12 protein-coding genes are annotated in these 13,261 nt (G+C 58.6%); 5 read left to right on the top strand and 7 right to left on the bottom strand.

The features are described from left to right. Nucleotides 1-11 precede the first annotated feature (11 nt). From K9B32_RS07455 to K9B32_RS07445, 3 genes are all read left to right on the top strand, one after another. On the top strand, nucleotides 12-734 hold the full coding sequence (locus K9B32_RS07455) for an ABC transporter permease (protein ID WP_007800583.1): 723 nt from the start codon (nucleotides 12-14) through the stop codon (nucleotides 732-734). Between the two features lie 12 nt (nucleotides 735-746). Then, entirely contained in the window at nucleotides 747-1,436 is a 690-nt protein-coding gene (locus K9B32_RS07450; protein WP_224561315.1) for an ABC transporter permease, read from the top strand. Between the two features lie 100 nt (nucleotides 1,437-1,536). Next, on the top strand, nucleotides 1,537-2,445 hold the full coding sequence (locus K9B32_RS07445) for a homocysteine S-methyltransferase family protein (RefSeq protein ID WP_224561314.1): 909 nt from the start codon (nucleotides 1,537-1,539) through the stop codon (nucleotides 2,443-2,445). 138 nt (nucleotides 2,446-2,583) lie between these two features. Here the strand turns inward: K9B32_RS07445 and K9B32_RS07440 are convergent, their stop codons facing one another. The 7 genes from K9B32_RS07440 to K9B32_RS07410 form a co-directional block, all read right to left on the bottom strand. Continuing rightward, on the bottom strand, nucleotides 2,584-3,582 hold the full coding sequence (locus K9B32_RS07440) for an Ldh family oxidoreductase (RefSeq protein ID WP_224561313.1): 999 nt from the start codon (nucleotides 3,580-3,582) through the stop codon (nucleotides 2,584-2,586). A 1-nt stretch (nucleotide 3,583) separates the two neighbouring features. Beyond that, nucleotides 3,584-5,569 carry an FAD-dependent oxidoreductase gene (locus tag K9B32_RS07435; protein ID WP_224561312.1) on the bottom strand — a complete coding sequence of 662 codons (1,986 nt, stop codon included), beginning with the start codon at nucleotides 5,567-5,569 and terminating at the stop codon, nucleotides 3,584-3,586. 279 nt (nucleotides 5,570-5,848) lie between these two features. Next, nucleotides 5,849-6,925, bottom strand: a complete 1,077-nt coding sequence (locus K9B32_RS07430) for a glycine betaine/L-proline ABC transporter ATP-binding protein (RefSeq protein ID WP_224561311.1) — start codon at nucleotides 6,923-6,925, stop codon at nucleotides 5,849-5,851. Further along, nucleotides 6,918-7,805, bottom strand: a complete 888-nt coding sequence (locus tag K9B32_RS07425; protein ID WP_224561310.1) for an ABC transporter permease — start codon at nucleotides 7,803-7,805, stop codon at nucleotides 6,918-6,920. Before K9B32_RS07425 ends, K9B32_RS07430 begins: the two co-directional genes overlap by 8 nt. 96 nt (nucleotides 7,806-7,901) lie before the next feature. Then, nucleotides 7,902-8,903 (bottom strand): ABC transporter substrate-binding protein, encoded by a 1,002-nt coding sequence (locus K9B32_RS07420; protein WP_224561309.1) that lies wholly within the window; start codon nucleotides 8,901-8,903, stop codon nucleotides 7,902-7,904. A 69-nt stretch (nucleotides 8,904-8,972) separates the two neighbouring features. After that, nucleotides 8,973-9,767 (bottom strand): pyrroline-5-carboxylate reductase family protein, encoded by a 795-nt coding sequence (locus K9B32_RS07415; RefSeq protein ID WP_224561308.1) that lies wholly within the window; start codon nucleotides 9,765-9,767, stop codon nucleotides 8,973-8,975. Nucleotides 9,768-9,779: 12 nt separating this feature from the next. Continuing rightward, on the bottom strand, nucleotides 9,780-10,409 hold the full coding sequence (locus tag K9B32_RS07410; protein WP_224561307.1) for a TetR/AcrR family transcriptional regulator: 630 nt from the start codon (nucleotides 10,407-10,409) through the stop codon (nucleotides 9,780-9,782). A gap of 144 nt (nucleotides 10,410-10,553) precedes the next feature. Between K9B32_RS07410 and K9B32_RS07405 the strand changes: the two genes are divergently transcribed. Both K9B32_RS07405 and K9B32_RS07400 read left to right on the top strand, forming a co-directional pair. Further along, a complete protein-coding gene (locus tag K9B32_RS07405; RefSeq protein WP_224561306.1) occupies nucleotides 10,554-12,590 on the top strand; it encodes an NADH:flavin oxidoreductase in 2,037 nt (678 codons plus the stop codon). A gap of 40 nt (nucleotides 12,591-12,630) precedes the next feature. Further along, the coding region (locus K9B32_RS07400; protein ID WP_224561305.1) for a dimethylsulfonioproprionate lyase family protein at nucleotides 12,631-13,261 on the top strand (631 nt) is incomplete at its 3' end.

The following is a 13,261-nucleotide window of genomic DNA, read 5'->3' as shown; positions in this document are numbered from 1 at the left end:
CGGTCCGGACGATGGCGGCTACCCAAGGAATCCTCGAGCTTCTTTCACCCTATCCACCTGGATGGGGTGGGACGTTGCTCGTGGGTGCCGTCTCCACGATTGCAATTTCTGCCGGCGCCTTCCTGATCGGCCTTCTGCTCGGGACGGGAGGCGCTCTTGGCAAGCTTTCCGGTAACCGGCCGCTTCGTCTGGTACTCGATCTTTATACGACGGCTATTCGAGCCATTCCGGAACTGATTTTGATCGTCGGGCTCTATTATGCCGGCATGGACGGCCTCAATCGGCTGCTGGCAACGTTTCGTCTGCCGGAGATCGAGGTGAATGGCTTCGTCGTCGCCGTCGCTGTGCTCGGCTTCGTGCAGGGTGCCTACATGACGGAAGTGCTGAGGGGAGCGATCCTTGCCATTCCCGCTGGCGAAATCGAGGCGGCGAAGGCCTTCGGCATGGGGCCACAATTGCGTTTTCGTCGTGTCATCCTGCCGGCACTCTTGCCGAACGCGTTGCCGGGCCTTGCCAATCTCTGGATGTCGATCACCAAGGACAGCGCGCTGGTTGCCGTCGTCGGTTACCAGGAACTCGCGCTCGCCACTCGCCTGGCCGGCGCGAGTACCAAGCATTACTTCATCTTCTTCCTGGCCGCAGCGCTTCTTTACCTCGCCATCACGCTCGTCTCCAACGTCGTCTTCAGTCTGATCGAGCGTCATGTGCGGCGCGGCCAACCGAAGCCAGTCTGAGGAGTGGACAGCATGACCTTCACATGGATGGCCTCTTACTGGCCGCTTCTACTGGCAGGCGCCGCACAGACCGTTCTGCTCCTGGTGATCTCGGTCGTCTTCGGCTTTGCAATTGCGATCGGTCTTGCCTTTGCGCAGGTAAGCGGCGGCCCCCTCGTCAGGTATTTCGCTAGGGGCTATTGCACCTTCTTCCGTGGCACGCCTCTGCTCATCCAGCTTTGGCTTCTCTACTATGGTGTCGGTTCGCTACTGCCGATGATTCCCGGTATCCGCCAGAGCCTGTTCTGGCCCATGCTGCGCGAGGGTTTCTTCTTTGCGGCCGTGAGTTTCACCCTGAACTACGCCGCCTACGAGGCGGAAGTGTTGCGCGGCGCGCTGCTTGCTGTACCGAAAGGTGAGTTGGAAGCAGGCCGCGCGTTCGGCATGTCGCGCTTCACGCTAACCCGGCGCATCTGGCTGCCGCGGGCCATCCGCATCGCATTGCCAACGATTGGTGGTGAAATCGTCATGCAGCTGAAAGCGACCCCGCTCGCCTTCACCGTCACCGTGATGGATCTCTATGCGGTGGCAAGCAAAGTACGCCAGGACACATTGCTCGTCTACGAGCCGCTGATCGTGGTGACGGTGTTCTATCTTATTCTCACCGCCACTATTGCCGGCGTCTTCCGCCAGCTTGAGGCGGAGGTGCCGGTGCGACGGTAACAAGAGGAACGATCATGTCTTCTCGACTTCCAGCGGCTCCAACGATGATTGCGGCTCTCTGGCCCCTGATAACCCCCTGATCCAAATTCGGAATGCTTCCATGAATGAAGTCTGCATCCTCGACGGCGGCATGAGCCGCGAACTTTTACGGCTTGGCGCCGAGCTGAAGCAGCCGGAATGGTCGGCTCTCGCGCTTATCAATTCGCCAGACATTGTTCGCAAGGTCCACGACGAATTCGTTGCCGCGGGCTCCGATGTCATTACGACCAACAGCTATGCTCTCGTGCCGTTTCACATCGGCGAGGACCGATTTTGGGAGGAAGGCGCCGCATTGATCGCGCGCTCAGGCAAGCTTGCCCGCGACGCCGCGGATGCCTGCAGGGACCGCAAGGTCCTGGTTGCCGGTTCGCTACCGCCCGTTTTCGGTTCCTACGAGCCGCAGAATTTTGATCCTCTGCGGGTACAGAAGTATCTTGCGGTACTCGTGCAAAATCTCGCTCCTTATGTCGATGTCTGGCTAGGCGAAACGCTGAGCCTCATCGCCGAAGGGGATGCCGTTCGCGAGGCGGTTGCGCAAACCGGAAAACCATTCTGGATCTCATTCACCCTGGCCGACGATGCAGTGCAGACAAGCGGCGCACCACCAAAGCTCCGCTCGGGCGAGTTGGTAGAGCAGGCTGCGTCATGGGCGGCGCAATCGGGTACGCAGGCGCTCCTGTTCAACTGCAGCAAGCCGGAAGTCATGCGCGCGGCCGTCGGCGCGGCGGCCCAGATTTTCAAGGATTATGCCTCGCCCCTCAAAATCGGCGTATATGCGAACGCCTTTGAGGGCGAGCAAGGAGATGCTGCTGCCAACCAAGGCCTCCACGAGACTCGGAGTGACCTCGATGATGACATCTATTCGCGCTTCGCCTGTTCGTGGGCGGAGGCCGGTGCAACCATAGTCGGCGGTTGCTGCGGGATCGGCGCCGGACACATTCACCGCCTGCGTAGAGTGCTTAGGGGTTAACGGCCAGAGCTGAACGGTGGTGATTTCGTGCATGGTGTTATCGCCAACGAAGGAGCATGGCCTGGTCGTGAGGCTTTCTGTGTCTTTTGACAGGAAAGTTGTTGAATCTCGACAGGCTGGCAAGCTTCCAAGCCTCGCCTATTTGGTCGTGATGGCGACGATCTTTTCATAGACGCTGCGGGGGATGGATAGTTCCCTTGATGTCTGAGTGGACTCTATTCCGCTAACGCCTGGAACGAACACGCCTTTGTCCTGCAGGCGACGTGTTTGGCGCAGTGCTCGATCAATCCGCCCGTCAGCTGCTTGCCCAGGCATGATTGCGACGACACTCAGCCCGACTGCGGGCGACGCCGTACCCGACCTGAAATCCGGCGCATCCAGAGACCAGGGGCCACCGGAAAGTCCAGCCGACAGCATCTCCACAAGAAGCGCGATATTTGCGCCTTTGCGGCCGCCGAAGGGCAACAAGGCTCCCGTCAGCGCCGTTTCTGCATCCTGGGTTGCGTTACCGTCTGCGTCCACCGCCCAACCTTCAGGGATCGCCTTTCCTTTTTCGGCTGCCCTCACGATGTTTACGTAAGCGGTTGCGCTCGACGCCTGATCGATAATCATTGGAGGCATGCACTCGCCAAGCGGAAATCCGAACGCCATCGGATTTGTGCTGTAGACGACAGGTCCTCCGGCTTTGGCCACCATCATGGCATTTGCATTCGTCGCTGCCAGTCCAACCACACCTTCATTGCAAAGTCTGCGGACGTAATATCCGAGCTCTCCGGTCGTATAGCTGTTGGTCTGCGTGAAGACAGCAACACCAAAATTGCGAACGGCTTCGAGCAGATCCGTAAAGGCAAGATCGAACCCCAGCTGGGCGATGCCGCGATCTGCGTCGGAAACGAGAAATGCAGGAAAGGCACGCTCCAACTGCGGGTTTGGATCACGATTTATCCGTCCCTCGCGGAAGCCATCGAGATAGTCCACGAGGTGCGGAAATCCGAGGGTAGGTGGCCCGTAGATTGCCGCCGACAACGTAGCATCCACGAGCGAACGTGCGCTCGATACGGCGCTACCGCAAGCCAGGCACGCTTTCATTGCAAGTTCCTCGGCGTCCTTCCTCCTCAGCACGACATCGTCGGACATGTCAGATCTCCAGCCCTGCTTTTCTGCCTTCGTAGAACGCGTAAGGAGCCTGGCGCGGTGCCGCGCAATCTCCGATCTGTCGCGTGGCAACGCCCAATTCAAGAAGGCGTGGCATCAGCCAGTCCATCGGATGATTGGTCGTTGCGGTGACCAACCCCTCCGCCTCGATGAAGCGGCGCTCACCGGTGGTATGATCCAAAATCGTTGCACCGTTGCCGTGCCATTTGACGACACTGACCTCCGTGATCCATTGAACGCCCAGCTTTTTCAAAGCCTGTCGCATCGGCACATCGGCGGCCGTTCTTTGCAGTTCTTTTCCGACAAACGGGTCGGGCGTGATGATTGTGACATGATGGCCATCTTCCGCCAGCTTCCAAGCCGTCCCGCATCCACGCCAGCCTCCTCCCTCGTCCAGGAGAAGGACACGCTTGCCTGGTCTTGCCTGCTTTGCCATCACCGCTTCGATGGTGAAAACGCTGCGCTTGTCGATGCCGGGCATCGCCTCAACGGTTGGCAAAGCCTTCTGAAACCCGGTCTCAGGGGAATAAGAACCGGTAGCCACCACAACGACATCCACCTCCGATAGGTCGATTTCGTCGGCTTCCACGTAGGTGTTCAGCCTGACGTCAACGCCGAGCTTGTCCAGTTGGCGTTCGTACCAGCCGAGCAGATCAAGGATCTGGGCGCGCCTGGGCTGCAGACCAGCGAGCAGAAAGTTGCCGCCGAGGCGCATGCCGGCTTCCGAGAGGACGACGCTATGACCGCGTTCTGCCGCTACCCTTGCCGCCTCGAGCCCTGCTGGACCGCCACCGATGACAAATACTCGCTTTGGATCAGAGGTCTTGGTGAATTGATCGCCGTTCCATTCGAATTCACGCCCCGCCGAAGGATTGATCAGACAGCTTATCCAGTAGTCTCTAGAGCGTCGCCCCCAGCACATCTGGTTGCAAGAGATGCACCCACGAATGTCTTCAGGACGCCCTTCGCTGGCCTTGCGCGCCAGATGAGGGTCGGCGATCTGTCCGCGCACGATGGACACAAGGTCGCACGCGCCTTCGCCGAGGACCGTCTCGGCATTCTCAGGTGTTCGGATGTGACTTTCGGCGATGACGACGGCGGTCTTCACGACCTTCTTCAGAGATGCGGCAAGATCGGCGCCGAGCTTTTCTGGATAGATAAACGTCGGCATCAGCTTGTAGAAGTCGAGGTAGCCACCCGACCCGCAGGTTACGTAGTCGACGAGACCGAGCGCATCGTGAAGCTTCACGATCTCGGCAAGGTCTTCTCGCTGGAGAGCTGCCTTCACGTCCGGCTCGTCACTAACCGCAAGACCTATAATGAAATTCGGTCCACAGGCCTCTCGTATCCGGGAAAGAATCTCGCGAGACATACGTGTCCGGTTTTCGAGCGACCCTCCCCATTGATCTTCACGTCGATTGCTCCATGGCGTCCAGAATTGGTCGACCATGCCCAGATACGCTGCCCAGACTTCCACACCGTCGAAGCCGGCCTCGCAACATCGCCGCGCCGCTTGAACAAACCCGTCGATCGTTTCCCAGATCTCGGCTTCGCTCATCGGATGCGATCCGTCGCTGTCGTGGTAGCTCGGTAGACCAGACGGCGACCAGTGAGGATGGAAGGAATTGTCGGAGTCGCCGTGCGCTCCAACGTGATAGAGCTGCTGGATCGCGACAGCCCCGTTCTCCTTGATGGCCCGAACAACCTTGGCAAAGTGGGGGACGACGGTATCGTCGCTATGACGGAAGTTTCTCTGTGTCAGAACCGCAGCAGCATGGACCGGCATCGGTTCGACGACGATCATCGCGGCGCCGCCGATCGCGCGCTCGGCGTAATAGGCGACATGGCGCTCGGTCGGCAGTCCATCGACGGCCATGTTTGCTGTATGAGCGCCAAATACAATGCGGTTGCGAAGGGTGTGCCCACGGATCAGGAGCGGACTGAACAGGCGGGGAAACTTTTCGGGCATGATCGCTTCCGGGTTGCAGGTCTTTGCTAGACTTTGGCTACGATGGTCTTTCGGATGTCATGGACTTGAGAGCAGGGGACAATTGCGGCGCCGGAGAAAAGGAGCGCTTGCCCGAGCGCGTCGACGCCCTATCGTCGGGACTGAACATGCTTGCGAGGATTTCGACGGGCAACCCTGTGTCCTGGCAGGCGCTGTCGTGCATGGAACTCGCGACAACTCCCATGCACAGGGGGATCCATTCCAACAGGCATTGTGGTCGAACCTTTTGTGCGAAGAGCCTCACCGCACGAGGGCAACAGCATCGTTGCTCATTTGAGCGACGTCCGAGTTGACCATCGCGGCCGCAAGCTGGCGGAAAGTGACGACACCGACAGGACGAGATCCTTGCCCGACGACTGTTACATCGCCATCGGGAGCCGACGCGAGCAGACGAACGGCCTCCTCGACAGTCGTCGAAGCGTCGACGGTGAAACTGCTGACGGCGGCTCCAGGCCGCAAAGGGCTCATGACAGCGCTTACCTGAACCACGCGACCGCGGTTGACCTCCTTTACGAAGTTGGCGACATACTCATCTGCCGGCCGCAACACGATGTCCTGGCTGCTGCCTTGCTGAATGATTTCGCCATCACGCAGGATAGCGATCTGATCTCCCAATCTCAGCGCCTCATCGAGATCGTGTGTAATGAAGACGATCGTCTTCTTGATCTCCTGCTGGATGTCGAGCAACACTGTCTGCATATCCGTTCGGATAAGCGGGTCGAGCGCAGAATAGGCTTCATCCATCAGAAGGACCGGGGCGTCGTTCGAGAGTGCGCGCGCCAGGCCGACGCGCTGCTGCATGCCGCCTGAAAGCTGGTTCGGATATTTCTCCTCAAAGCCCTTCAAGCCGACGCGCTCAAGCCATCGCATTGCGATGTCGACGGCCTTCGAACGCTCCACACCTTGGACTTCAAGGCCGAAGAGCGTGTTATCGAGAACGTTGCGATGCGGCAGGAGCGCGAACTTCTGAAACACCATCGCCGTCTGGTGCCTGCGGAATGTGCGAAGCTCGGTCTCGTCCATCTTGACGACGTCTTTGCCGTTGACCAGCACTTCGCCGGCCGTCGGGTCGATCAGTCGGTTGATGTGGCGAATGAGCGTCGACTTTCCCGAACCGGACAGGCCCATGATGACCTGGATGTAGCCCGACGGCATTTCGATGTTGATATCGCGCAGTCCAAGGACGTGGCCGTGCTTTCGGTTCAATTCAGACTTGGTCAGCCCGTTCTGGACCGCCTCGATATAGGAACTGGCATTCGGACCGAAGATCTTGAAAAGGTGGCGGATCCTGATGCCGCCGAAATCATGATCAGCCATGGACAATCTCCCGATGCTTCTGGAGCCGCTTGCCGTATGCCTGGCTGACTCGATCGAAGATGATGGCGATGCCGACGATGGCAAGGCCGTTGAAAATGCCCAGCGTGAAGTACTGATTGGCAATCGCTTTTAAAACAGGCTGTCCAAGCCCCTGGACGCCGATCATCGATGCTATCACGACCATCGCCAGCGCCATCATGATCGTCTGGTTGATGCCAGCCATGATGGTTGGCAATGCAAGCGGCATCTGTACCTTGAAAAGCTTCTGGGAATTCGAAACTCCGAAGGCATCGGCTGCCTCAAGCACGTCCTTGTCGACCAGTCGAATACCGAGGTCGGTCAGTCGGATCATCGGCGGAATTGCATAGATCACGACGGCGATGAGACCGGGAACACGGCCAATCCCGAGCAGCATGACGACAGGGATCAGGTAGACGAAGCTCGGCATTGTCTGCATGACGTCGAGGATCGGATGGACAACGCGCTGGAACCGGTCGGAACGCGCCATCAGAATGCCGATCGGCAAGCCGAGCGCGATGGACAAGACCGTGCAGACGAAGATCATCGAGACGGTCCGCATGGTGTCGTCCCACATGCCGAAGTAACCGATGAGCAACAACGTCACGAGACAGCTCAACACAATCTTCAGGCTGCGGCTCGCTAGCCACGCAATAACGAGGACCATAAGGGTTATGATCGGCCATGGCGTCTGCGTCATGAACCGGTCGACAGCGATCAGGAAGTGTTGCAACGGAGAAAAGAAGCTCTCGATCGCGTCGCCATAGGCGCGCGTGAAACCTCGAAATCCGTCGTCGATCATCTTCTTGAGATCACGAAGACTGTCGTCGTTCATATGCGGAAATTTGTAAAACCATTCCATTCGGTTCCCCTTTCTCTGAAAGAGCCGTGGCAAGTCTTTTGATTATTTTCGGCTTTTGAAGTGGCGGCGCGTCAGAACGCGCCGCCCACTCAACTATCAAAGCGAGGCTTCGACTTTCTTTGCTGCGTCTTCCGACACCCACTTTGTCCAGATGTCCTTGTTTTCCTTGAGGAAGTGCTTTGCAGCATCTTCGCCGCTTGCCTGGTTGTCGGTCATCCACGCCATGACCTTGTTGACCGTGTCGTTGCTCCAGGAGCGCTTCTGCAGGTAGGACATGACATCCGGGCCAGCTTTTTCGGAGAATGGCTTCGCCACCAGTGTGACAATCGTGTCGACGGGCCATGCATTCGGCTTGGGATCTGCGCAATCCGCCACCGTGTTGCAGCGTTTCCATTCAGCGGCATCAGCAGGGACGCCGGCTTCCAGCTTCACCATTTCATACTTGCCGAGCAAAGCGGTCGGGGCCCAATAGTAGCCGACCCAGCCCTGCTTGCGCTCGTATGCCTTCGCAATCGAGCCATCGAGACCGGCCGCCGAGCCCGTGTCCACAAGCTTGAAGCCCGCCTTTTCTGCATCGAAAGCCTTATAGAGCTGAGAGGTGACGACCGTTCCGCCCCAACCTTGCGGTCCGTTGTAAATTGCCCCCTTGGAAGAATCCTCCGGGTCAGGGAACAGTTCCGGGTGCTTGAGCATGTCCGGAATCGTCTTCACATCGGGGTGGGCGTCCGCGAGATATTTGGGGATCCACCAACCTTGGATACCGCCATCGGGAAGGGGCGAACCAACTTTGATTATGCGTCCTTCATCAGTGCCTTTCTTCACGACGTCGGGAAGAAGATCAATCCAGGCCTCTGGCGCGATGTCGGGTTCGCCCTTCTCGGCCATTGAGGTGATCGTCGGGACGGTGTCGCCGACGGTAATTTCCGCCTGGCAGCCGTATCCCTCGTTCAAGATAATCTTATCGAGATTCGAAAGAACCTCGGCGCTCTGCCAGTTCATACTGGCGATCGTCACGGAGCCACAATCGGCGGCGTTCGCATATGAGGCCACTCCCAGCAGCCCGAACATCATGCATGTGGATGCCAATAGTTTTTTCATTCCCGTTCCCTCTTTTATGGCGGCGCATGTTTTGAGAGTGGGATGCCGCGTAGTCCCACCCCACGGTTATCATGAGGAATCTCCCATGCTCTCCGATTTCTTGAACGCGACGGTCAGTCCCCTGGAGACGGCGTCGTTGAGGCCGGCTGCAAGCATTTCCTCGATCGCCGCCGCGGTCACCCCGCGGTAGTCGACAAAGGCGCGCACGATGTCGTTCGGACATTCCTGGCGTTTTTCCAGAAGGCGACCCGTCCCCGCAAGGAGCGTGACCACCGCGCGACGTGCCACGTCGACGGAAAGTCCATGGCCGACCGCGTGTTCCATCATTGCCGACGCCAGCAAGGACGGAAAGGCAGGCCCAGTGCCCGAGAAGCCGGTGAGATAGTCGATGTCGCGTTCGCTCTTAACCTCGTCTTGGATTCCGCAGGCACTAAAGATGGCTCTGACGATATCACGGTCGTGTTCCTGCACAGCTTTCGATGCGATCCATGGGGTATAGGACATCGAAACTTCGGCCGCAGCATTGGGAAGCGTTCGCACCACCCGTTCGGTCTTATGCCTTTCCCGCAGCGCGGAAATACGAATGCCCGCCATCACCGAGATAAGCAGCTTCTGCTTGGCGTCGATCGAGACGGCGTCCCAGTCCTGCGGTCGAACTGACATGATCACGACATCGGACCTGTCCACCAGCTCCTGATTATCTGTCGTCCAAAAGGCGCTAGGGAAGCGTTCCGGTTTCGCGCTGCGATAAGAAAGCGAAAGGTGCTCTGACCTGACGATGCCGGCATTGAGCATGGAGTTGGCAATTGCGCCTCCGAGCCATCCGGCTGCGCCAATCACTCCGATCCTCAACGAGACGTTCATCGTCCTTTCCTCCTAGCCGGGCCTGTATCCGTGTCGTGCGTAAAAGCGATCGAGCTCTCGCTGCTGCGGTATCTCGCCAGTGTAGATCGCGATGTATTCCGGGATTCTCTTCATCCTTACCGCCACGTCTTCCTTGGCCTGCATGGAGATGTAGCCGATCTGCACGAGGTAAGTCGTTCGTGCGCGAACGTCGGCCGTGTTCTCGGCGTGGCCGAACCGCATGAACATGCGCGTGAGCGCCTCCATTCTGGTCCGATCGGCCTCGCGGACCTCTGCGAGGATCTCGTCTGACTGGAGCGCCCAACTTCTGACGGCAAATTCGAACTTGCTGTCAAAGAGCCTGAAATCGAGCCAGCAGTCGAACACGTTTAGCATCGCCTCGGCCAGAGTCTCGGCATAGGCTTCCGATTGCTTGACGATGCTGCCGGTGTTCTTTTCGCGCCAACGCGACACCAGTGCCGCCAGCAGCTCCTCTCGATCCTTGAAGAACCAGTAAAAGCTTGTGCGCGAGAGATTGAGCTTCTTGGCCAGAGGCAAGATCTTCACGGAATCGACCCCGGACTCCAGCAGGGAGTCATAGGCCGCCGCCAGCCATCCCTCCTGCGATCCACGCCAGCCACTGTCGCTTAAACTTTGGTCCATAACGAACTCCTAGCAAATCGGTATGGGCGACGCAATCAAAATGTACATAACTGTCAATCCAATTCGACTAACGTGTTTTGATGATTGACACATGTGTACATTGTGCTTAGCGTCCGAACCAATTCCTAATTCGGAGCACGACCGATGTCGAATGATCCCCTCCTGCAGCCGTATCAACTCAAGCATCTGACGCTACGCAACCGCATCCTCGTGACATCCCATGAGCCGGCCTATCCTGAGGACGGCATGCCCAAGGAACGCTACCGGGCCTACACGGTCGAACGGGCCAAAGGCGGTGTTGCCATGACGATGACCGCGGGGTCGGCAGCCGTGTCCAAGGACAGTCCACCCGTCTTCAACAATCTGCTCGCCTACAAGGACGAGATCGTCCCGTGGATCCGGGAGATGACCGATGCAGTGCACGAGCAGGGCGCGGCAATCATGATCCAACTCACCCATCTCGGTCGGCGTACGCGCTGGGACAAAGGCGACTGGCTTCCGGTCGTAGCTCCATCTCATCACCGCGAAGCGGCCCACCGGGCGTTTCCGAAGAAGCTGGAAGATTGGGATATCGAGCGCATCATCAAGGACTTTGCCGACGCCGCCGAGCGCATGAAGGCGGGCGGCATGGACGGCGTGGAACTGGAAGCCTATGGACACCTGATCGATCAGTTTGCCTCTCCGCTGACCAACGAGCTCGAAGGTCCGTACGGAGGACCGCTCGAAAATCGCATGCGCTTCTGTCTGGACGTGTTCAAGGCGATGCGCGAGAGGGTCGGCGACGATTTCATCCTCGGCATCCGTTACACCGCGGACGAGTGCCTTCCAGGTGGTACAGGCAAGGCCGAAGGGATCGAAATTTCGAAGCGGTTGCGCGACAGCGGTCTAGTCGACTACCTGAACGTCATTCGTGGTCACATCGACACGGATCCGGGCCTGACCGACGTCATTCCGATCCAAGGCATGGCCAACTCGCCCCACCTCGATTTTGCCGGCGAGATCCGCGCTGCAACGAATTTCCCGACGTTCCATGCCGCGAAGATTCCGGATGTTGCTACTGCCCGTCACGCTATCGCCGCGGGCAAGGTCGATATGGTTGGCATGACGCGTGCGCATATGACGGATCCTCACATCGTCCGGAAGATCATCGAGAAGCGCGAGGACGACATCCGCCCTTGCGTCGGCGCCAACTACTGTCTTGATCGCATCTACCAAGGTGGCATGGCGTTCTGCATTCACAACGCCGCCACCGGCCGCGAACAGACCATGCCTCATGTCGTTCCCAAGGCCGAGACTCGTAAGAAGGTCGTCGTCGTTGGCGCCGGCCCGGCGGGCCTCGAAGCGGCCCGCGTCGCTGCCGAGCGCGGCCACCAGGTCATCGTCTTCGAAGCCGCGAGCAACCCGGGCGGGCAGATCCGCCTGACTGCCCAGAGTGAACGTCGCCGAGAGATGATCAGCATCATCGACTGGCGGATGGCCCAGTGCGAAAAATACGGCGTCGTCTTCCATTTCAATAGGTGGGCGGAAGCAGACACGATCATCGCGGAAAGGCCCGACGTCGTCATCATCGCGACAGGAGGCCTTCCTCACACGGAGGTTTTGACCAAGGGCAACGATCTTGTCGTGTCGTCGTGGGATATCATTTCCGGCGACGTGAAACCGGGATCGAATGTCCTCGTCTTCGACGATGCCGGAGATCACGCAGGCCTGCAGGCAGCCGAGTTCCTTGCAAAGGCTGGCGCAAAGGTCGAGATCATGACGCCCGATCGCTCCTTTGCGCCCGAAGTCATGGCCATGAACCTTGTCCCGTATATGCGGTCTCTCCAGAAGCTGGACGTGACCTTCACAGTCACCTTCCGCCTTGAGTCCGCCGAAAGGAACGGAAACCAGCTCGTTGCCAGCGTCGGAAGCGACTATGGCGGCGTTTCAAAACAGCGGGTGGTCGACCAGATTGTCGTCAACCACGGCACGATCCCGCTCGATGAGCTCTACTTTGACCTCAAGCCTCTTTCGAGCAATCTCGGCGAGACCTCCTACGACCAGCTGTTGGCAGGCGAGCCGCAATCGGTGGTCCGCAACGCTGAAGGAAAATTCCAGCTATTCCGGATCGGCGATGCGGTCGCGGCGCGCAATACCCATGCGGCCATATACGATGGTCTGCGCATCGCGAAGGACCTCTAGACCGCGCAAGAACGCGTTTTGAACGAACGGAGATCTGTCAGTGGCAGAACGTTGTGATCAGCTGCAGCTTCTAATCGACGCCGCAAATCTGGCGTTCGACAGTCATGCCGAGGATCCTCAAAGCCGGCAATCGTTCAGCCAGGTCTTTTCGATCCTCCAGGTGTCAGGCGAACAGCGTCCGGGGAAAGGAAGCCGACTACCAGTGTGCCAGTTCTTGTCCATGATTTCGCTCGATGCCGGTTCGCAGCTGTTGCGGGACCTTTATGCTCGCTTCCAGGCAATTGAGCCACTTCTCACTTGGCGCTGCCGCCAGGATGCCTCCGGTACTGCAAGCGAGAACTTTCAGGATGGGCATGCGAACGCGATGATCATCGGACCGGGAGGCTTGGAGGAGCGCAATGACGTCTGGTTTGGCGCCACCTTAATGGCGCCGAACGTGCGATACCCCGATCACGACCATGCCCCCGAAGAGGTTTATCTCGTGATGTCCGAGGGAGAGTTCCAGCACGGGAAGGCTGCCTGGTTTTCACCCGGTATCGGCGGGTCGTTCTACAACCCGCCGGGAATAAGACATGCCATGCGATCGACGGATAAGCCGCTCTTTGCGTTCTGGGTGCTCCGGCCCGGACAAAGCGATGACCCCAATCTGAACGCCAACGAACAGGTGCAGT

This window comes from Rhizobium sp. 3T7, from assembly GCF_020166565.1.
Taxonomy (GTDB): Bacteria; Pseudomonadota; Alphaproteobacteria; order Rhizobiales; family Rhizobiaceae; genus Rhizobium.
This window is presented reverse-complemented; position numbering and strand designations above follow the sequence as displayed.